Annotated in this window: 18 protein-coding genes; 2 read left to right on the forward strand and 16 right to left on the reverse strand. The window is 46.5% G+C overall.

Features of this window, described 5'->3' with window-relative positions; all coding sequences use genetic code 11:
- Nucleotide 1: 1 nt before the first annotated feature.
- The 6 genes from MHB49_RS23345 to adhE form a co-directional block, all read right to left on the reverse strand.
- Nucleotides 2-832, reverse strand: coding sequence for a carbohydrate ABC transporter permease (locus tag MHB49_RS23345; RefSeq protein ID WP_247898351.1), 831 nt, complete (start codon nt 830-832; stop codon nt 2-4).
- Nucleotides 832-1,716, reverse strand: coding sequence for a carbohydrate ABC transporter permease (locus MHB49_RS23350; RefSeq protein ID WP_405153185.1), 885 nt, complete (start codon nt 1,714-1,716; stop codon nt 832-834). Before MHB49_RS23350 ends, MHB49_RS23345 begins: the two co-directional genes overlap by 1 nt.
- 164 nt (nt 1,717-1,880) lie before the next feature.
- On the reverse strand, nt 1,881-3,245 hold the full coding sequence (locus MHB49_RS23355; RefSeq protein ID WP_405153186.1) for an extracellular solute-binding protein: 1,365 nt from the start codon (nt 3,243-3,245) through the stop codon (nt 1,881-1,883).
- 208 nt (nt 3,246-3,453) lie between these two features.
- Entirely contained in the window at nt 3,454-4,206 is a 753-nt protein-coding gene (gene pflA, locus MHB49_RS23360) for a pyruvate formate-lyase-activating protein (protein ID WP_247898354.1), read from the reverse strand.
- 87 nt (nt 4,207-4,293) lie between these two features.
- On the reverse strand, nt 4,294-6,552 hold the full coding sequence (gene pflB, locus MHB49_RS23365) for a formate C-acetyltransferase (RefSeq protein WP_405153187.1): 2,259 nt from the start codon (nt 6,550-6,552) through the stop codon (nt 4,294-4,296).
- Nucleotides 6,553-7,093: 541 nt separating this feature from the next.
- Nucleotides 7,094-9,706, reverse strand: a complete 2,613-nt coding sequence (adhE, locus tag MHB49_RS23370; RefSeq protein WP_405153188.1) for a bifunctional acetaldehyde-CoA/alcohol dehydrogenase — start codon at nt 9,704-9,706, stop codon at nt 7,094-7,096.
- A gap of 429 nt (nt 9,707-10,135) precedes the next feature.
- On the opposite strand from adhE, the gene MHB49_RS23375 reads away from it, so the two are divergent.
- Nucleotides 10,136-10,852 carry a Crp/Fnr family transcriptional regulator gene (locus MHB49_RS23375; protein ID WP_247898357.1) on the forward strand — a complete coding sequence of 239 codons (717 nt, stop codon included), beginning with the start codon at nt 10,136-10,138 and terminating at the stop codon, nt 10,850-10,852.
- A gap of 85 nt (nt 10,853-10,937) precedes the next feature.
- Here MHB49_RS23375 and MHB49_RS23380 read toward each other — a convergent pair whose 3' ends face one another.
- The 8 genes from MHB49_RS23380 to MHB49_RS23415 form a co-directional block, all read right to left on the reverse strand.
- Nucleotides 10,938-11,651, reverse strand: a complete 714-nt coding sequence (locus tag MHB49_RS23380; protein ID WP_247898358.1) for a hypothetical protein — start codon at nt 11,649-11,651, stop codon at nt 10,938-10,940.
- Between the two features lie 193 nt (nt 11,652-11,844).
- Nucleotides 11,845-12,576, reverse strand: a complete 732-nt coding sequence (locus MHB49_RS23385) for a hypothetical protein (RefSeq protein WP_405153189.1) — start codon at nt 12,574-12,576, stop codon at nt 11,845-11,847.
- 167 nt (nt 12,577-12,743) lie between these two features.
- A complete protein-coding gene (locus MHB49_RS23390) occupies nt 12,744-13,040 on the reverse strand; it encodes a helix-turn-helix domain-containing protein (RefSeq protein WP_148565210.1) in 297 nt (98 codons plus the stop codon).
- 341 nt (nt 13,041-13,381) lie between these two features.
- Nucleotides 13,382-14,110, reverse strand: coding sequence for a ThuA domain-containing protein (locus MHB49_RS23395; RefSeq protein WP_405153190.1), 729 nt, complete (start codon nt 14,108-14,110; stop codon nt 13,382-13,384).
- Nucleotides 14,111-14,134: 24 nt separating this feature from the next.
- Nucleotides 14,135-15,103, reverse strand: a complete 969-nt coding sequence (locus MHB49_RS23400; protein WP_405153191.1) for a sugar phosphate isomerase/epimerase family protein — start codon at nt 15,101-15,103, stop codon at nt 14,135-14,137.
- A gap of 183 nt (nt 15,104-15,286) precedes the next feature.
- On the reverse strand, nt 15,287-16,369 hold the full coding sequence (locus MHB49_RS23405) for a Gfo/Idh/MocA family protein (protein ID WP_405153192.1): 1,083 nt from the start codon (nt 16,367-16,369) through the stop codon (nt 15,287-15,289).
- Entirely contained in the window at nt 16,362-17,126 is a 765-nt protein-coding gene (locus MHB49_RS23410) for a sugar phosphate isomerase/epimerase family protein (RefSeq protein WP_405153193.1), read from the reverse strand. The genes MHB49_RS23405 and MHB49_RS23410 overlap by 8 nt, the downstream gene beginning before the upstream one ends.
- A 27-nt stretch (nt 17,127-17,153) precedes the next feature.
- A complete protein-coding gene (locus tag MHB49_RS23415; RefSeq protein WP_247898364.1) occupies nt 17,154-18,266 on the reverse strand; it encodes a Gfo/Idh/MocA family protein in 1,113 nt (370 codons plus the stop codon).
- A 189-nt stretch (nt 18,267-18,455) separates the two neighbouring features.
- On the opposite strand from MHB49_RS23415, the gene MHB49_RS23420 reads away from it, so the two are divergent.
- Complete coding sequence (locus MHB49_RS23420) at nt 18,456-19,274, forward strand: AraC family transcriptional regulator (protein ID WP_405153194.1); 819 nt, start codon at nt 18,456-18,458, stop codon at nt 19,272-19,274.
- A gap of 35 nt (nt 19,275-19,309) precedes the next feature.
- Here MHB49_RS23420 and MHB49_RS23425 read toward each other — a convergent pair whose 3' ends face one another.
- A complete protein-coding gene (locus tag MHB49_RS23425; RefSeq protein ID WP_405153195.1) occupies nt 19,310-19,624 on the reverse strand; it encodes a hypothetical protein in 315 nt (104 codons plus the stop codon).
- A gap of 82 nt (nt 19,625-19,706) precedes the next feature.
- A complete protein-coding gene (locus MHB49_RS23430; RefSeq protein WP_405153196.1) occupies nt 19,707-20,645 on the reverse strand; it encodes a Gfo/Idh/MocA family protein in 939 nt (312 codons plus the stop codon).
- Between the last annotated feature and the right edge of the window lie 174 nt (nt 20,646-20,819).

Below are 20,819 nucleotides of genomic sequence, written 5' to 3' on the forward strand. Positions count from 1 at the left end.
ATTAACCTTTAACACTACCTGCTGTTACACCTTCAATGATTTTCTCCTGCAATATAGCGTAGATCACAACAACCGGTACAACACTGTATACAATGCCTGCTGACATCTGGGCATAATTCATCTGATACTGATCACGAAACTGGACCATGCCGACAGGCAATGTTCGCAGTTTATCGGTGGATAAGAAATAGTTAGCGAGTAAAAATTCGTTCCAGTTGCCGAGGAAATTCACGATAAACACCGTAACAATGGCTGGAACGGTAAGAGGTATCACTATTCTAGCAAAGATACCCGGAGCCCTCAACCCATCCATAACCGCCGCTTCCTCAATTTCTCCCGGGAGCGATCTCATAAAGGCAGCCAAAATAATAATCGTAAACGGTATTGCATTTGCAACGTATGGAATGATGAGCGCCAAATGAGTATCCAAAATGCCAAGCTTGCGTACAAGTAAATATATCGGCAGCATGAGCGCATTGTTTGGAATCAGCATACCCGCCAGAATGAGACTGTACAGAAACATGCTCCATTTGCGGTGTCTCATCCGGGTTATTGCAAAAGCAAACATGGCACCTAGCACAATGGTTCCAACTGAGGACAAGACCGAAATGTACATACTGTTCCAGAAATATGTTCCAATCTTGGCATTAACCCAGGCCTCCACGTAGTTATTAAACACCCATGTGGATGGCAGACCGAATGGATTCAGGGCAATCTCGTTGTTATCCTGCTTAAATGAAGAAAAGATTACAAACAAAAAGGGAAACAGAATTGCAAGTAGATACAACATCAACAACACATGAGGTATACTGCCTTTTATGCTCTTTGCCATCAATATTCCACCCTTTCGTTGCGTCTCGCCACAAGCAATTGATATACCGCAGTGAGCACAAGCGTCAGAGCAAAGATCAGAACCGCAATCGTATTGCCATAGCCGTATTTAAAATTGGTTATCGCATATTTGATCATATACGTAGCAAGCACTTCGGTAGAGCCTGCGGGCCCACCTTTGGTCATAACCAGTACAATATCAGCTGCCTTCATCGCTCCCGCAATGGACAGCATGATGACGACGGAAATGATAGGTCTGATCAGTGGCAAAGTAATTTTGAATGCTCTTTGTACAGCTGTTGCGCCATCAATGGCTGCTGCTTCATCCAGATCTTTTGGAATAGCCAGAATTGCCGCCAACACCATGACAATATAGAATCCCGTCCACTGCCAAGCATTGGTTATAAGAATGGATATCATGGCGAACCGATTATCGGACAGCCAATAGACTGGCGAAATACCTACGGTTTCAAGTAACTGATTCAGCAATCCGATGTTAGGCTCGTAGATGAATCCCCACAGAATACCGATGACTGCTGTTGACATAATGGACGGCAAAAAGACGGCTGTTTTGTACAATCCCTTCAATTTCTTTACGTTTGCAATGAGCAGGGAAAACAGTACAATGAGAGGCACCTGGATCAAAACGGAAAATACGATAAAGAAACCGTTATTGCGAGTAGAAATCCAAAAACGTTCATCTGTCAATGCTTTTGCATAATTGGACAGTCCCACAAAGCGCGGCTCTGCAGATACCCCATTCCAACTGGTCAGACTGTAATACAATGAACTCCCGATCGGATACAGGAAGAACATGATAAACAAGATTAGTGCCGGCAACACAAATAACGTATAAATCAGCGGGCTGCGGAGTGAAGTATTCATGATCTACCTCCTTCAGTGACTTCAACTTCTTATGCTCATATATAGAGCAGATTCCTCAGCAGTGTAATTCTTTAGATCAGACCAAGGGTTTTACCCCGGCAGTGTTCCAACCGGGGTAAACCAGCATGGTGTTAATCTTTACAGTTCTGGGTTTGGGCGGTTCATTATTCTACGGAAGCATTAGCCTCTTCCTGAACCTTTTGCAATTCTTCGGCCATTTTCTCTGGTGTCGTTTGTCCACCAATCAGCTTCTGAATTTGCAAGTTGCTGATCTCTGTCGTTACATCGGCCTGAACGAGTGCATCGAATGCCGGGAATGAAGTCTGCGATGCATTCAGAACTGCTACGATTTCTTTCATCAAATCGTCAGTGATGCTGTCTGTCAGTACTTTCTCATCCAGTTTCATCGCCGGTAACACACCATCTTCTACGAGCCCACGTACTTGCATATCTTCATTGTAGAAGTTTTTGATAAAGGCTTTGACAGCCGCCAACTTCTGAGGGTCATCCGCAACCGCTGCGGAGAAACCGTATCCGTTATTGACGTCACGCATCAGGGCTGTCTGATCTCCTACACCGTTTTCTACCGGAGGCATATTGAAGAAACCAACCTTGCCGATAAGTGACTCACCGCTCTGCCCTTCCTTGAATACGGACGATTTCCATGTTCCGTCATACATCAGAATCGCTTCGCCACTCGTAAATTGAGTTGTATATTCAGCATATTCAAAGCCAAGCTCGCCTTTTTTGAAATAACCTTTATCCACCCATTCTTTATGCTTCGCAAATCCTGCAACAACACCTGGATCAGTCCACTTGGCTTCGCCTGTAGCAAACTTCGCCGTAATATCAGGTCCGGCGTAACGGGACCACAGATGATTTGTTAACATGAGTGGAACCCAGCCTGCTTTGGAAGCAGAAGCAAGTGGAACCTTGCCATCAGCCTTGATCTCAGCGAGCATATTATCCAGTTCAGCCATTGTTGAAGGCGCTTTCCATCCTTTTTTCGTAAAGTACTCTTTATTGTAGAAGAATCCTTCGCCCGATCCGCCAATAGGCAGTCCGTACACTTTGCCTTCATAGGTGAATGGTTCAAGCGATGAAAATTGGTCCTGGATACCCAGCTCTTGCAAGATTGGCGTGAGATCCAACAACATGCCCTCTTTGGCATATACTTTGGAGTCCGGACTACCGAACAATTCGAAAATATCCGGCGGATTGCCCGCTGCCATCTCTCCACGAAGTTTCTCCTTGCGGTTTACATCGGATTCAACGCCGTCCAGTGTAAAAGTGAGGTTAGGTACTTCGCTCTCCACTTTGGACACAACGTCCTGCAGAATGGCCAGCCTTTTTTGTTTGTCGGCACCCACCTGAGTGTGACGGAGAAGCATCTCAACCGGTTCCTTGCTCGTCTCCGTAGGCGCATTGCCTGCTCCCTGTTGCGGTTCGTTAGTTGAACTCGAACAACCTGCTAATGTCCATGATGTGATAAGCAATAATGAAAGCAGTAACGTCATTCCTTTTTTCATTCGTATGACCCCCTCAAGATATTGAGCATTTGGCTTTACACTCTGATTATAAAAAGTTGTAGCTTACATCGTAAGGATGACAATTCATCAATGGAGGGATAAAATCCTTCACTGGACAAATAATCATGTATTTACATTGGATAACAGCAAAAAAACAGCCCCTGCGAAACATGTTCGCAAAGACTGCTTGGTTAGGATATAACTGTTGTTACTTATTGGAGCAAGCCATGCCAGCAGTTTCCGCACGACCTTGTTCAATCAGGCGATACGCCCGCTCTACTTCCTCATCACTCGGAGAAGGAACTCCTTCGAGCGGATAGGCTTTCCCCAATGCCTGCCATTTGTAGATACCCATCTGATGATACGGCAGGATTTCGAACTTCTCAACTCCATTTAGCGTTCCAATAAACCGCCCCAGATTGAGCAAATCCTCTTCCTCATTGTGAATCCCCGGCACGTACACGTGACGAATCCACATTTTTCGTCCATTGTCCGATAACCACTGTGCGGTGCGCAATGTTCTCTCGTTGGATTTGCCTGTCAGTTTGATATGTTTCTCATCATTGATGTGCTTCAGATCCAGCAAAACCAGGTCCGTGTTATCCAACAAATCATGAATCCGATCCGGTTCATTGAAACCGTTGCTGTCCAGCGTAGTGTGCAATCCCCAGCGACGTTTCGCTTCCTTGAACACTTCGGCTACAAAATGAGCCTGCAATGTCGGCTCCCCGCCGGATACCGTCAGTCCTCCGCCGGAACTGCGATAGTAAGAGAGATATGGCTCTATTTCAGCCAGCACCTCTTCCACGCTCATTTCCCTTCCACCGTCCAATGCCCAAGTATCCGGGTTGTGACAATACTGGCATTTGAGTAGACATCCCTGCATAAAAAGCACGAAGCGGATGCCTGGGCCGTCAACCGTCCCGAAAGTTTCGAGTGAATGAATATGTCCATTAACCATGCTGCCTCTTCCTTTCTGTATCGCATCCGCTGTGCGTTTAGTATGGAGATTCTACTCCTTTAACCGTGTTGTTGAGTTACACCGTAGTTACATCGAACCGTGGAAGGTCCGGTTAATGACATCGAGTTGCTGCTCACGTGTCAGTTTGATGAAGTTAACTGCGTAACCGGATACCCGTACAGTTAGCTGCGGATAGTTTTCCGGGTGATCCATCGCGTCAATCAACTGCTGACGATCAAATACGTTCACGTTCAAATGGTGTGCCCCTTGGCCAAAATAACCGTCCATCATGGCTACCAGATTGGCTTTGCGTGTGTCTGATTCTTTTCCGAGTGCTTTCGGCACGATGGAGAATGTATTAGAAATTCCGTCAAGGCTGTGTTCATATGGCAGTTTGGCTACGGAGCCCAGGGACGCCAGTGCACCTTTTTTATCCCGACCATGCATTGGGTTCGCCCCAGGTGCAAACGGTTCGCCTGCTTTACGGCCATCAGGTGTTGTACCTGTTTTCTTGCCGTACACTACGTTGGATGTGATGGTCAATACGGATTGAGTTGGAATCGCATTACGATATGCTTTGTGCTTGCGAATCATGCCCATGAAGCTTTCCACCAGTTCAACCGCGATGCTGTCGACACTGTCTTCATTGTTACCGTAACAAGGGAAGTCACCTTCAATTTCAAAATCAATTGCGATGCCTTGTTCGTTGCGGATCGGTTTGACTTTGGCATACTTGATTGCACTCAGGGAGTCTGCTGCAACCGAGAGACCGGCAATACCGCAAGCCATCGTACGAACGATGTCACGGTCATGCAGGGCCATTTCGATACGCTCGTAGCTGTATTTGTCATGCATGTAGTGAATGACGTTGAGTGAGTTCATATATAGTTTGGCAAGCCATTCCATCATCGGTTTGAAACGTTTCATAACCTCATTATAATCCAGTACTTCGCTTGTAATTGCCGGATATTCAGGTCCAACTTGTGCTCCCGATTTCTCGTCACGACCACCGTTGATTGCATACAGCAATGCTTTGGCCAGGTTGGCACGAGCGCCAAAGAACTGCATTTGTTTCCCGATCTTCATCGCCGATACGCAGCATGCAATACCGTAATCGTCTCCGTAGATTGGACGCATCAGATCATCATTTTCATACTGAATGGAGCTCGTTTCGATGGAAACTTTGGTACAGTATTGTTTGAACGCTTCTGGAAGCTTGGTAGACCAGAGTACCGTCAGGTTCGGTTCCGGTGCAGGACCAAGGTTGTTCAGAGTATGCAGGAAACGGAAGCTGTTTTTGGTAACACGTGTTTCCCCGTTTACCGACATACCACCAATAGATTCAGTTACCCAAGTTGGGTCTCCACTGAACAATTCGTTATAATCCGGCGTACGCAGGAATTTGACAATACGCAGTTTCATTACAAAATGGTCAACCAATTCCTGGGCCTGTTTCTCAGTGAGCAAACCTTCTTGCAAATCACGTTCAATGTAGATATCAAGGAACGAGGAGACACGTCCGAGGGACATTGCCGCACCATTTTGCTCTTTGATCGCAGCCAAGTAACCGAAGTAGAGCCATTGGAACGCTTCTTTCGCGGTTGTGGCTGGCAAGGAAATATCGAAACCGTGCATTTCACCCAGTTGTTTCAACTCTTGCAATGCACGAATCTGTTCGGAGAGTTCTTCGCGCAGGCGAATGACATCTTCATCAATCACGTCGACTTCAAGTGCATTCAGTTCGCCTTTTTTATTCCGAATCAGGAAGTCCACGCCATAGAGAGCCACCCGGCGATAGTCACCGATGATCCGGCCACGGCCGTAAGCATCCGGCAGACCGGTAATAATCCCTGCTTTGCGTGCTGCGCGCATTTCGGATGTATAAGCATCAAATACGCCCTGGTTATGTGTTTTGCGAATGTTTGTAAATATATCAATGACGCCTTGAGGCATTTCAAAACCATATGCTTCACAAGCATCAATCATCATGCGGATGCCACCGAATGGCTGAATGGAACGTTTGAATGGAGCATCCGTTTGAACACCAACAATCTGCTCTTTGGATTTATCCAGATAACCTGGTTGGTGAGAAACAATCGTCGCTGGCGTATTTACGTCAACATCGAGTACCCCGCCGTTATCGCGCTCTTTTTTGGTCAGATCGGATACGATATCCCATAACTCTTTTGTATTCTGAGTTGCACCTTCAAGAAATGCTTCGTCGCCATAGTAAGGAGATAAGTTGTGTAGCAGAAAATCATTCACATCTACGGTTTTCGTCCATGTTCCTTTGGTAAAGTTTCTCCAGCCTGTTTGTTGTTTGACATCTTTTTCGATCACCGACATAGTAATCCCTCCACAAATTTGGATTTCCGGACACATGACAGGATGCTTCACTCGTCTCATCTGTGCCCAGAGCCGCGATTAATGTGATAAATTTCACATATGAGCCGGAACATGTTCTCTCTACTTGGGAACCGGAACCGCGGATGAATGTTTTTCTTACATTTTCAGTATACGTCTTCGCTCTTTCAACATCTGTGATTTTTATCACAAAGTTTGTGACCATCCTCACTTCACCTATGCTGTGTCCACATTGAACCCTGCGATATTCACACTTAGCCACTGCGCGGGCAGAACAACTTCCGATCGCTGTTACCCCCGGATTTTTTTGATTCACTTTTTCAAAGGTGAAAATCCGGGGATAAAGGCGAACGCTTCGCTTCTTCAGTTTTTTCTGCCCTCTCCGTTATCGTGTGAATACCTGGTTCAAAAAGGAACATCACGGATTCCGTTATACCTTTTTTTATAGGAAAGACGGCAATCGGGGCTCCCCTTACGGGGAACCCTGACTATATTTGCCTAAAGCCTGCTTTTACATTGGTGGTTATTCAAACTTGCCGTAGAATGCGTTGCGGTACACGTCTGCCAGTTCAGTCACCAGCGGCAGTTTTGGATTGGCTGTTGTACATTGGTCCTCGAATGCGCGGTCTGCCAGATAATCGACATGTGCCTCAAAGTCTTTGGCATCGAATCCGATTTCCTGGAACGACTCTTCAATACCCAATGTTTTGTTCAGTTTGCGAATGGCATTGATGAGACTGGTTACCCCTTCTTCTGTCGTACGTGCAGGCAATCCCAGAATGCGGGCAATTTCGGCATAACGCTCATCTGCCACAAAGTGCGAATATTTCGGGAACGATGCAAACTTCGTCGGTTTTTTCGCATTGTAGCGAATGACGTGCGGCATCAGAATCGCATTGGTACGTCCATGGGCTGTATGGTACTGACCGCCCCATTTATGTGCCAAGCTGTGGTTAATGCCCAGGAACGCGTTGGCAAAAGCCATACCGGCAATCGTCGAAGCATTATGCATTTTCTCACGAGCCAGTTTGTCACCTTGCAACGCCGATTGCTCCAGGTATTGGAATACCAGTTGGATCGCTTTGATCGCGAGTCCATCCGTGTAATCATTCGCCATAACCGATACATATGCTTCGATGGCGTGAGTCAATACGTCCATACCCGTGTCCGCAACAGCGGTTTTAGGCAGGGAGTATACAAATTCCGGGTCTACGATCGCTACGTCCGGTGTCAGCTCGTAGTCTGCCAGTGGATATTTGGTATTGCCTTGATTTTTATCTGTAATAACCGCGAACGATGTGACTTCAGATCCGGTACCCGATGTTGTTGGAATAGCGACAAATTTTGCTTTTACACCGAGACGTGGATATTTGTAGATACGTTTGCGGATATCCATGAATTTTTGTTTCAAGTCGTTGAAGTCTGTGTCCGGATATTCATAGAACAGCCACATCGCTTTGGCAGCATCCATCGGTGATCCCCCGCCGAGTGCGATAATGCAGTCTGGCTGGAAGCGGCGCATCATTTCCGTACCGCGGTCTACCGTTGTCGTCGATGGATCGGGTTCGACATCAGAGAACACTTCAATGGCTACCGGCATTTGACGTTGACGCAGATAGTGCTCTACTTTTTCCACATAACCGAGTTTGACCATCATCGCATCCGTAATAATGGCTACACGTGTGATGTCCGGCATTTTGGCAAGGTACTGTGTTGCTCCTTTTTCGAAATAGACTTTGTTTGGTACTTTGAACCACTGCATATTCACGGTACGGCGAGCCACCCTTTTCACGTTGATTAAGTTCACAGCGGTCACGTTGGAAGAAGTCGAGTTCCGGCCATACGATCCGCAGCCCAGTGTCAGTGACGGCATGTTGGTGTTGTAGATGTCACCGATAGCGCCGTGTGTGGAAGGTGAGTTTACGATAATCCGTCCGGTTTGCAGGCGATCTGCGAATTTGCCAATGACTTCTTCGTTCGTCGAATGAATAACCGAGGAGTGACCCATGCCGCCAAAAGCAACCACTTCTGCTGCACGCTCAATCCCTTCAGATGCCGTTTTTACTTTGTAACAAGCCAGTACCGGGCTTAATTTTTCAGCCGACAATGGGAACTTCGTGCCTACCCCTTCAATCTCTGCTACGAGAATTTTGGTGCCAGCTGGAACTTCAATACCGCACATTTGTGCAATGCTGACTGCTGATTGACCTACAATTGCTGGGTTCACCGCACATTTCTCAGCGTTAATCGCACCTGCAGTCAGTTTCGCTGCCTCATCCTTGTTGACGAAGTAACAGCCGTTCGCGATCATTTTCTTTTTCACCTGGTCGAAGATCGGTTCTTCGATGATGACTGCTTGCTCGGAAGCACAGATCATGCCGTTATCGAACGATTTGGACAAAATCAGATCCGTTACCGCTTGATTGATATCTGCGCTTTTCTCAATAAAGCAAGGTACGTTACCTGGTCCTACGCCCAGTGCCGGTTTACCACAGCTGTATGCCGCCCGTACCATGCCTGATCCGCCTGTTGCCAGAATGAGCGCCACATCGTTATGATTCATCAGCGCGTTTGTACGATCCATGGAAGGATCATCAATCCACTGGATACAATCCGCTGGAGCACCATGCTTCACTGCAGCATCTCGCAGAATTTTGGCAGCTTCCCGGCTACAGTTCTGTGCAGATGGGTGGAAACCGAAGATGATCGGGTTACGCGTTTTGATGGAAATTAGTGCTTTGAACATCGTGGTGGATGTCGGATTCGTTACCGGGGTAATCCCCATGATGATGCCAACTGGCTCCGCAATTTTCTGAAAGCTTTCGTATTCGTTATCTTCAATAACCCCTACGGTTTTGTCATATTTGATGCTATGATACACATATTCTGTTGCAAATATATTTTTCGTGATTTTATCCTCATACACACCCCGGCCTGTTTCTTCCACGGCCATCTTGGCGAGCATCATATGTTTGTCCAGACCTGCCAGCGCCATCGCTTGCACGATACGGTCAATCTGTTTCTGATCCATGGACATGAATGCTGCATGTGCTTTATTCGCTTTGTCAATTAACGTTTGAATATACTGACCTGCTGTCGGTTCTTTTACTGGGGCGACTTCGTTCTTTACAGCCATCTCCCTCATCCTCCTAAAGGTTCGTATTGGTTTGTCTCTCTTCTTTACATTCACATCGTATCATGGGGAAAGAGTTAATTATGTGATTTTTTTCACAAAGTATAACAAATTTAATTTAAGTTTTTTAGTGTCCCTCATCGGGTCATTTTCACTTCCTATTTAAACTATAGGGCTGTACTATTCATCCTCCCCTTTATAAAGTGAATTTAATCACAATGTTTGAAATTTCGCCATTTTTGCCCCCTTTCCATGCCCCTCAAACGGCAAGATTAGGTATATACTGAACTTAAAAATTGAACCACCGCAATTTGTACCGTCCTTCCCAGCCCGAGATAGTGCCTGAACAGGACGGCAACAGTTTGCGGCGAACCTCGGGGGCCAGTCCAGCTGCAGAAGGCCGTCCGATGGACACAAAGGGGAGATAGACTTATGAGAGAACAACTGAGTGTACTGGAAAAACGCGGAAATACCACCTGTTTCTCGGACGTAAATTTCAATCATCTGCTCGTAACAATGAAAGACAGAACCTATCCGGAAGGAACCCATCTGTACTGGGAAGGGGATGTCTCTGACAAACTTTATTATATGAAACGGGGCCGTGCCCAGATCACCAAATCCACGGATGAAGGCAAGGAACTGATCATGTACATGTATCAATCTGGTGATATGATTGGTCAGGCTGACCCGTTCTTTGGCTCGAAACACAGCTTTTCTGCAGAAGTGCTGGAGGATAGTGAGATTGGTGTACTGGAGCACAAAGACTTGGAAATGCTGATCTGCCAGCATTGTGACTTTGCCATCGACTTTATGAAATGGATGGGCATCCATCACCGTTTGACCCAGACCAAATTCCGTGATCTGATGTTGTATGGCAAACCGGGCGCACTCTGCTCCACGCTGATTCGATTGTCCAATTCTTATGGCGAGCCTCACGGAGAACATGTCATCATTCATAAAAAAATAACGCACACAGATCTGTCCAATATGATTGGAGCAACCCGTGAAAGTGTCAACCGCATGTTAAGCGACCTGCGCAAAAAAGACGCCATTGAATACGATAACGGCATGATTGTCATCAAGGATCTGCACATGCTTCAGGGCATCTGTCACTGTGAATTGTGTCCCAACGAGATTTGCCGAATCTGACGTTTTCCCTTTCTGTAACGGTCCTGCATTCAAACCAATATAAAAAGCCCATCTTCTCTCAAAGAAGATTGGGCTTATATTATGCTCAGGATACAGTAGTCAGCTCAAGCTTTACTGCATCACGTGGATTCAACTTCATGTCCAAACCGTTTTCCATCAGTTCCTTGTCATTCACCATGATCATCCAGCGTTGGTTCATCCGGGGAATTACATTTTCAACAGAAACGACGAATTTGTTGTTCTCCGACATTCTTACAATCCCACTGGACTTCAATACATCACGCACAGTACATTCCTGAACATACACCCCGGCATATTGACGATTGAGATTTGGCATAATATTTCCACCGCTCACCTTGAGTAATGTTGTCTGGTAAGCAACATCGTCCCCCCCACTGTCAGCGGCTTTTACATATATGATCACTTCATCTTTGACATGAAGCTCCATGTCCCAATTTTCCGGGTCAATATCCTTGCCATTCAGTTTGACCGCCCAGATAAGTGAGGAATCCAGCGAAACTTCCCCAACAGATTGGATCCGCTTGCCATCTGCCGTAAAATCGACAAGTCCACTGTTCAGCAGTGCTTTCTTGAGCGTCAGACCTTCACTGAAATCTCTCTTAATGGACTTCGTTGCGTCAGGCAAAAAAGTACTGCCATCTACTGCCACAGTAATCGTATTCTGCGATTCGGTCTCCTTAACGATTGGCTGTTCGGAAGGCTGTGTCTCGCTACACCCGGCTAATATAACCAGAATAAGCAGACATATACCTATGTAACCGGGGATTCTCTTCTTCATGTAGGAACACCACCCTGCGTAAAATCATTCACCCTGTTATCCATAACCTTTATTATGGCACAAAATTCATGCAAAAAAAGTGTCAATGCCGTTACTTTTCATCCATTAGCGTCCATAACTGGTTGATACAACACAAAGAGCCTGCAAGCAGGCCCCTTGATCCGGAATATCATAATGTCTTCTGAGTAAATCGTTACTGGACACAAGCCTGCATGTAGGTACGGCCCCCGTCTCCATCCTTCAGATACGGGTTGAGCCCAAAGAACTGTTCCTCCGACACATAAACGCCTGTCAGCAAACGCCCTTCAAGTAGTTCACCATCCACCTGTACACATAAAGATGGTGCATCCACGTATTCTTGATAGAGCGGAATTTGACCAGATGAATGATGCACCTTGGATACCTTGCCCTGCTCATGCAGCGGGCGTTCAGAGAAATAGGTAGGTACAATGTAACGAGCAATCACATCCAGCTCCTGTACCGTGTAGAAGGTGTCATCACCCAGCCAGGGCGCGAACATGCGAATCTTCTCATACTGTGACCATACAATCGCCTGGAGCAGCATTTCCGCTTGAATCAAACGGCCTTCGCCCACATTCAGATACATGTGTTCTTCATGAAAGGTTGCTTTGGCCTGACCCCCAATAGAATCGGGTTTTCTCAGTTCACATCCAATACATTTCCAGCCTCTTGTGGTCTGAATCCATTTTTGCAGTACCGCCGGAGCCATAACCTGACCATTGCTATTGGTGGAATGAGTCTTCTCTCCCGCAGCATCATCCTTCACCGACGGGGAATATACGGTTCGATTAAATAGCTCCGCAGCTTTTTTGTAGATCAGATGAACCTGGATGGATGCGCTCTCAAGCTCTGCTATATCTTGTTTGCCGTAGCGTACTTCACGGGATAAGCTTTCTTCTCTCATGACAAGTGGCCTCCTCGCTCCGGCCGCCTGCGGCCATTTTATTTACAATTATACTACAACTCGCGACAACATGTGCAGAACCCTTAAGACAAAAACTCCTGATTTCCACTGGAAATCAAGAGCCTTTATCCCATCAGTTCGTTTAGTTTGAACTTCTTGATGTTTTACTAATCAACCCACTGCTCCGCCCAGTCTTGAATTTGATTCATAACGGGCTGCAGCGCCTTGCCTTTCTCTGTCAGTTCATATTCAATACGAACTGGCGTCTCCGGATAGACATGGCGGATCAGAATGCCTTCGCTCTCCAGGTCCTTCATCCGTTCTGACAGCATCTTATCACTCATCGATGGAATCAGGTTGGAAATATCCTTGAATCGCTTCGAACCACTCATCAATGTTTGAATAATTAGACCGTTCCAGCGCTTACCGAGAAAAGAAAACGCCGTCTCAAAGCGCGGACACATCCGCAGATCTTGGCCTTCCACATTAATCACCTCTTTAGAGATCACTCAACTTACGTTTAGTTAGTATATTTCATAATAACATATTTAAGTCACAAAGAAAACGTCTGCCGCTAAAAAGTTAGAATTTTAAAGGCAAAAATCAACTTCGATGATACAATCAGTATACATCACATAGGACAGCGGAACCATGGGAAAATATCGTCTAACTCCCATGTAGCTATCTTACCCAAAAAGTTCCTTTTATTAACCAAAAAAACCCTGCTGCCTCAGTCATACATGACTTGGAGAAGGGTTCTTTGGTATATCGTTTATTTTATGCGTTAATACAGTCAATTTGCAGCTTAAACCAGCACGTTACCAAGTGGTCTTACAGGTTCGCTGAAGCCAAATTCCGGCTTAACGTTGCGAGCAGGATATGCCCATTTTACGCCATTGCTGATCACTTTTAAAATTTCCGGATTATAAAAGGTCGGGTATGTTTCATGACCTGGACGGAAATAAAAGATTTTTCCTGAACCGCGGAGGAACGTACATCCGCTCCGGAATACCTCTCCGCCCTGGAAGTTGCTTACAAACACCAGCTCATCCGGCACTGGAATATCGAAGAATTCCCCGTACATTTCTTCTCTGTCCAGAATAATCTTGCTATTGATACCCTCGGCAATCGGATGGGATGGATTAACACACCAGATAATCTCCTGCTCATTGGCTTCACGCCATTTCAGATCACAACTTGTGCCCATCAGCGCCTTGAATGGCTTGGAGAAGTGACCGGAATGCAGCACGATCATCCCCATACCATCCAGGACCCGCTGTGCAACCTTTTGTGAAATCTCGTCACTAACACGATCATGCGCCATATGTCCCCACCATATAAGCACATCTGTAGAATTCAGCACTTCATCACTTAATCCATGCTCAGGCTGATCCAGTGTTGCCGTGCGAATGGCAAAGCCTTCGCCTCCCAGACCGTTTGCCAATGCCATGTGCAAACCGTCTGGATAGACTTCCCTTACTTCGTCGTGAATTTTCTCATGGACAAATTCATTCCAAATGGTGACGTTAATCATAATCAATTTCCCCCTAGTGTAACTCTAAACCCACCACATATCTCCCAGCGGCTCTTCAATCAATACTTGTTGGAGATTTTGCACAGCTTTAGAGAATCCTTCTTCTACCGACATCAGACCATCTTCGTGTTCAATACTTACGACATAATCATATCCAACCAGACGCAGAGCACTAATAATATCAGCCCAAGTCTTGTTATCGTGACCATAACCGACCGAGCGGAATTGCCATGCACGATCAAGCATGTTTGTATAATCCTGCATATCAGTTACACCATATTTGTTCACGTTAATTGGATCAATTGTTGTATCTTTCGCATGGAAGTGATGAATCGCGCCCTCACGTCCCAGAATGTGAATCGCTTGTACCGGATCAATTCCTTGCCACCACATGTGACTTGGGTCCAGGTTGGCACCGATCACTTCGCCTGCTGCTTCACGCAGTCTCAGCAAGGTAGCTGGTGTATGCACCGAGAATCCACCGTGCAGTTCCAGTCCCACTTTTACATTGTGATCTGCAGCGAACTTGCCCCATTCTGTCCAATAAGGCATAACTTTGTTTTCCCACTGCCATTTGAGAACTTCCTGGAAATCATTCGGCCATGGTGCAACAGGCCAGTTCGGATATTTAGCATCCTCATGGTCTCCCGGACAGCCTGAGAATGTGTTTACAACAGGCACTTCCAGCTTCTCAGCCAGTTCTACCGTCTTAACAAAATCATCGTGGAATCCCTTCGCAATATCCTTTTGTGGATGAAGCGGGTTACCGTGACAGCTCAATGCGCTGATGGTCAGACCACGGGATTCTACTGCATTTTTGAAGTTTTTCAATGCTGTCGGGTTGCTCAGAAGCTCATCCGGCTTGCAATGCGCATTTCCTGGATGTCCACCAGTTCCGATTTCTACTGCTTTCAAGCCTTTGGATGCAACATAGTCAAGTGCATCTTCCAATTTACGTCCTCCGAATAATACCAAAAATACGCCGAGTTTCAAGTGCGATTCCTCCCTAGATTAGATATCAAATTAATTGCTGGTTTTGTGAAAAATGGTACTGCATATAAGTATACCGTTCAGATCACAGGATTGTATCATTATTGTGGAAAATCAAGAGCTATTCTATCCTGAAATTAAACGTAAGAATACTGGTTATTTCATTGGAAATGGCAACCTGTCGGTTTAGTTGAAATAAACCGCTTTGCCTGTCTGTGCAGACTCGTAAATCGCTTCAAGAATCTGAGTAACCACAATGGCTTGCTCTGGTTTTACAACCGGATCCTTGTCTTCAATAATCGCTTCAAGCCACATTCTGGCTTCACGATCTGCTTCATTTTCTGCACTGCCGGAATAAAAAGCAACCCCGCCAGCGTTCAGATCCACCTTGGTTTCATACAAACGGCTGCGTTTCTCGCCATTGATACGCAGACCATCCTGCATATCAGCGCCACCTTCTGTTCCGCAGAGCAGTGATTTCGCTTCACCGAACTCAGCTACATTCAATGCCCAGCTGGATTCGATAATGATCGTGGCACCATTCTCCATCGTCACAAACCCAAATGCAGAATCCTCTACCTTGAATTGTTCCGGGTCCCACGGACCAAAAGCGTTGGCCGCATTCTCACGTTGACCCAGCTTGTGGAACGTTGATCCCATGACACTCTTCGGCTTATAGTTATCCATCAGCCAAAGAGTAAGGTCCAGCGCATGTGTGCCGATATCAATCAACGGTCCTCCGCCTTGCTTCTCCTCGTCAAGAAACACACCCCAGGTAGGGACAGCTCGGCGGCGCAGTGCAATCGCCTTCCCAAAATAAATATCGCCCAGTTCGCCTTCTTCGCACATTTGTTTCAGGTATTGACTGTCATTGCGGAAACGGTTTTGATACGCAATAGACAGCTTTTTACCTGTACGTTGTGCAGCTTCCAGCATAGCCTGCGCTTGTGCAGACGTCTTCGCCATTGGCTTTTCACACATGACATGTTTGCCCGCCTCAAGAGAAGCGACCGTGATGACGGAATGAGAGTCGTTTGGTGTACACACGTGTACTACATCAATGCTTTCATCCTTCAGCATCTCGTTATAATCCGTATATACTTTGGCTCCTTCAGCACCAAATTCTGCTGCTGCTTCCTCCGCACGCTCTTTCACAATGTCACAGAAAGCGACCATGCGACCTTGAGATTGTTTGGACAGGCTTGGCATATGTTTACCTTTGGCGATTCCGCCACAACCCACGATGGCGATATTAAGTACTTTAGACATGAACAAGTCCTCCATTAGCGGCATATTTTCTAATCCAGTTCATACTGCTCTCGATGCTTTGAAGTGGAGGATTCTGACATACATCCTGTTCCACAATAAGCCACTCGGCCCCGGCCTGGTCTGACGCTGAAGCTACAGCCCCCAGATCTACCTCACCTTGGCCAAATTCCACTGTCAGGACTTGACCTTCTGAACGGCGCATGTCTTTCCAGTGGACCAGTGGCAGACGTCCTGCATACTTCGCGATGACTTCCGTTGGCGGGTATCCCGCGGCGTGAGCCCAACACGAATCCAGCTCCACTTTCAGAAGGGAAGCGTTTACGGTATCATACATCGCGTATAACGCCGGCTGACCCTCAACCTGCTCCGTAAATTCAAAATCATGATTGTGATACATCAACACCATGTCCTGTGCTGCACATTTCTCACCAATCTCATTCAAGGAAGCAAATACGTTTTCCCATTGCCGTTGTTCCTCCGACAGGTAAGGGACAATCAGGTTTTTGTTTCCGATGGCTTTGTGATATGCAATCACGCCATCAAGATCCTCAAGCAGACTATTGTACTGAACATGGGTACCAACGATCTCCAGACCGAATTCATCCAGAATGGCCCTTACTTCTTCAGGGCTATGCCCGTAAAAGTTATGGAACTCAACACCTTGATATCCAAGCTCTGCAACCTTGGCGAGTGTACCTTTGAAATCGCGCTCCAGTTCATCACGTACCGTATATAGCTGTAATCCAACCTTCAACATTTACTGGTTCACCTCATCCGAAATCAATTAGTGTGACTGTACAGCCTCTGACTGATTCTCATCTGTATTGTTTTCTGCTGCTGCTTGATAAGTACTCTCCAATTGAATATGTTTGCCCTCAAGCGAGGAGCGCTGGAACGCATGCATAGCTTCAAGCACATGGTAGGCGAGCTTGCCACTAGCCTTGTGTTCGCGTCCGGCTCGAATGGATTCAACCATTTCGGTTACGCCGATTCCGCGCTCGTTCTGTCTGCTTTCAAAAGCAGGCGTCACAGTCTCCCATGTGTCCTGACCGAATCTGCGGAGCTTCACTTCCCCGTTAAAAAAGTTGGGATCCGGTATGCTCATCGTACCTTCGGTACCGTAGATTTCAATCCGTGGCAGATCCGAAGCACCCCGGATATCGAAGCTGGTGATCATGGTTGCAATGGCACCTTCCTCAAAATCAATCGTTCCTGCCAGATGTGTTGGCGTCTGTACCTCAAGAGGTGTACCTTCCTTCGGCCCGGAACCAATAACACGATCTGTGATCTGTACACCTGCTGAGGAACTGATTCTGCGAATCGGTCCAAGGAGGGTGATCAGCGCTGTCAAATAGTAAGGCCCCATATCGAACATCGGTCCGCCACCAGCGACATAAAAGAACTCCGGATTTGGATGCCAAGCCTCCGGCCCTCCACCCATGAAGAATGACGTTGCCGCAATCGGTTTGCCGATCAGTCCTTCTTCAATAGCCTTGCGAGCAGTCTGAATGCCTGATCCAAGAAATGTATCCGGTGCTGAACCGACATACAATCCTTTTTCCTCAGCGAGTTCAATTACCTTGCGACCATCCTCAAGAGAGATTGCCAACGGTTTCTCGGCATACACATGTTTGCCTGCCTCAAGCACAGCCAGATCCGTCATGGCATGACTGCCAGGAACGGTGAGGTTCAACACAAGCTCAATCTCGTTATCTTGCAGCAACTCATCTACATTGTAAACGTTTGCGATATTGAATTCATCAGCTCGTTCTTGTGCTCGTTCACGGATCAGATCCGCTACAGCCACCACTTCAATGAGGGGATTATCTTTTAAATTTTCCAAATAAATGGCGCTAATGTTACCGCATCCAATAATGCCTGCTTTCATTTTCTCCACAGTGATGTTCATCTCCTTATGAATGGTGAGAACCTGTAACTTTTCTTGTTAGTTATTCATGGTTTTGCACTTAATTGTTACACTTGAATTTAATACTATGGTATTCCGTTTCGGCTTCAATTAAAATGAATAATATGATCGAAACATGAACTATCTGGTCATAATTTTCAAATTGCAAGGAGTATGCCAATGCCGACTGATTATTCCTGCCAGGTTCTTACAGCAGGCTTTTCGTTTCATCGCAAACCTTATATAGGCTTGCACCCTGAGGGAGTAAAGAATTACCTGATGAGGCTCCAGACGGACGGACGCTGCCGAGCCCGTGTAGACGGCGAGATGTCGCTTGTTGATGCGGGGGATCTGCTTTTGTTTAGTCCAGATGAGCCATATGAACTGAGAATAGACAAAGAACAAAATCCAATGGGTGAACGACTTGTGGAAAGTGGTGACTATCATATTTTCTTCAACGGGGACTGGGTAGATGAGTGGTGGAAACATCACAAGCGGCCGAACCGGATCAAGGTTCAGCTTACCGAAAGCCTTCTTACCCTGTTTCGACAGCTCGTACTGGAGCAGCGCCGTATTTCCAATCCGTACCCTGAAATTGCCAGTTATTATATGCGTATTCTTTGTCTAGAAGTGGATCGTTTGCTCTCGGAGCATCCGACGATTACCAATACCAACTATGTGGCCTATGAGATTAAAAGTTACATCGAGGAAAATGCTTCTTCACTATTCAAGCTTGAGGATATAGCTACCCATATTGGAATCAGTGTTTCACGGGGAGTCCACCTCTTCAAAGAAGCATTTGGCAAAAGTATCATGCAATATACACTGGATGTGCGGCTGAACATGGCCAGGGAACGAATCATTTTTAGTCCCATGACACTCGAACATGTAGCCGAATCTTCCGGCTTTAATAACTATACGTACTTCCACCGGGTATTCCGTTCCCGGTTCGGCATGTCTCCCAAAGAATTCAGGGTCATTCACCGGGAACAGATGTAATTGATTCATTAATACGCATTATACGTAGCTGAAACTTATTTGCGAGCGGCAATCGCCTCGGACACAACCATAGCGAGATCTTCATTGCCGAACATGGACAAGACCCCCAGTACCGTATCATCCGGAATGTCACCGGCTTCCTCCTTGGACACAACCAGCTTCAGCACTTGCTGCAAACGCTCGTTGCTTAGTTGATCCGGGTAGGCTTGCCGGTACATGTCTTCCGGGTCCAGACCATGGTTTACGCACCACTGGGCAAACACCAGGATCATCATTTCTTCTTCCTGTTTATAAGTTTCAATTACAGCTTCCTCAATCTGTTTACTGCGTTCCTTTTCGTATTCATCCATGATATTATTCCTCCATATATCGTTTAATGAATCATTGGTGCGGAAGGGTTCCATTCACCCTCCTGCATGACCTTCTGAAAGATTAACCGCGGATAAGCTGTTCGGCAAGCTCATGACTGTCCATGACGTGACTCGCACTGATGGCACAGTCATCCGGGGTTTCAAGATTTGCCAAAAATTGATCAATCGCTCCCGTGAATCCTCTTCGGGTCAAAATGCTTTCCCAGCTGCCAAAGGTTTCCTTGCACTCCTGGGCGCCGCGTTCCTCATACTTCGCTATTTCCATGTTCAGCACTTCTACCGATCTTCCACCGCCATACAGCTCAAGCTTCTCCAGATCCGCTCCTGCTTGGCGTACCATATCGAATCTGCCAAATGCCGTTCTGCCCAGCTTGGCTGATCCAGCCGCATGCAACAGTTGGTCCAGATCATTTTTACGTATCCACTGATGCAGCAGCTGCACATTGTGATCCGAATACCATAACATCAGGTCAAGGATATGAATCAGATCATCATAGATGGTTTCTGCAGCGGGGCGATCCTGAATACCTGTCCGATGCTTGGTGACTGTCAGGGATTCAAAGCCTTGTCCAGCCTTCATCCATTCCTTCGCCTTTTGATACAACGGTGCAAATCTCCGGTTAAAACCTACCGCCAGCAGCAGACCTTGCGCTTCCGCAAAAGCGGTCATTTCTTCCGATTCCCGTAACGTATAGGACAACGGTTTGTCCACGTATACCGCCAGCCCGCGCTCCAAACATTGCATAACGATGTCAAAATGGGCTTCTGTCGCTGTATGTACAAACACCGCATCCAGATCCCAGGACAACAATTCTTTCATATCCGTTGTTCCATTGTTTAATCTATAGGTATGCTGTATTTCCTTCACCGGCTCGGGAGAACGATTCATAATCCCCGTAATTTCCACGTTCGAGTGGGCAGTCAACAGCGGCAAATATACTTTACGTGCAATATCCCCGAGTCCGATGATCGCAGCACGGGTTCGCTTTTTTGTTTCCATGATGTTCATTCCACCTTCAGATGAATTCTATATTTCCACGTCCTATAGTGTAACCCTTCAGGCGATAACTTGCCAGTGATTACAGCTTATGCGGGGCGAATTGTCCATCCTTTGGTTGAACGTGGTAAACTTTAGAGAGAGTGTAATGCGGATTGGGATACAATAAGTCCTTCC

The organism is Paenibacillus sp. FSL K6-0108 (assembly GCF_045040695.1).
GTDB lineage: Bacteria > Bacillota > Bacilli > Paenibacillales > Paenibacillaceae > Paenibacillus > Paenibacillus pabuli_B.

Bases quoted from the DNA above. Each gene is read 5' to 3' on its own strand.
- MHB49_RS23345 (WP_247898351.1), bottom strand. From the start codon at position 832: ATGGCAAAGAGCATAAAAGGCAGTATACCTCATGTGTTGTTGATGTTG.
- MHB49_RS23350 (WP_405153185.1), bottom strand. From the start codon at position 1,716: ATGAATACTTCACTCCGCAGCCCGCTGATTTATACGTTATTTGTGTTG.
- MHB49_RS23355 (WP_405153186.1), bottom strand. From the start codon at position 3,245: ATGAAAAAAGGAATGACGTTACTGCTTTCATTATTGCTTATCACATCA.
- pflA (WP_247898354.1), bottom strand. From the start codon at position 4,206: ATGGTTAATGGACATATTCATTCACTCGAAACTTTCGGGACGGTTGAC.
- pflB (WP_405153187.1), bottom strand. From the start codon at position 6,552: ATGTCGGTGATCGAAAAAGATGTCAAACAACAAACAGGCTGGAGAAAC.
- adhE (WP_405153188.1), bottom strand. From the start codon at position 9,706: ATGGCTGTAAAGAACGAAGTCGCCCCAGTAAAAGAACCGACAGCAGGT.
- MHB49_RS23375 (WP_247898357.1), top strand. From the start codon at position 10,136: ATGAGAGAACAACTGAGTGTACTGGAAAAACGCGGAAATACCACCTGT.
- MHB49_RS23380 (WP_247898358.1), bottom strand. From the start codon at position 11,651: ATGAAGAAGAGAATCCCCGGTTACATAGGTATATGTCTGCTTATTCTG.
- MHB49_RS23385 (WP_405153189.1), bottom strand. From the start codon at position 12,576: ATGAGAGAAGAAAGCTTATCCCGTGAAGTACGCTACGGCAAACAAGAT.
- MHB49_RS23390 (WP_148565210.1), bottom strand. From the start codon at position 13,040: ATGTGTCCGCGCTTTGAGACGGCGTTTTCTTTTCTCGGTAAGCGCTGG.
- MHB49_RS23395 (WP_405153190.1), bottom strand. From the start codon at position 14,110: ATGATTAACGTCACCATTTGGAATGAATTTGTCCATGAGAAAATTCAC.
- MHB49_RS23405 (WP_405153192.1), bottom strand. From the start codon at position 16,369: ATGTCTAAAGTACTTAATATCGCCATCGTGGGTTGTGGCGGAATCGCC.
- MHB49_RS23410 (WP_405153193.1), bottom strand. From the start codon at position 17,126: ATGTTGAAGGTTGGATTACAGCTATATACGGTACGTGATGAACTGGAG.
- MHB49_RS23420 (WP_405153194.1), top strand. From the start codon at position 18,456: ATGCCGACTGATTATTCCTGCCAGGTTCTTACAGCAGGCTTTTCGTTT.
- MHB49_RS23425 (WP_405153195.1), bottom strand. From the start codon at position 19,624: ATGGATGAATACGAAAAGGAACGCAGTAAACAGATTGAGGAAGCTGTA.
- MHB49_RS23430 (WP_405153196.1), bottom strand. From the start codon at position 20,645: ATGGAAACAAAAAAGCGAACCCGTGCTGCGATCATCGGACTCGGGGAT.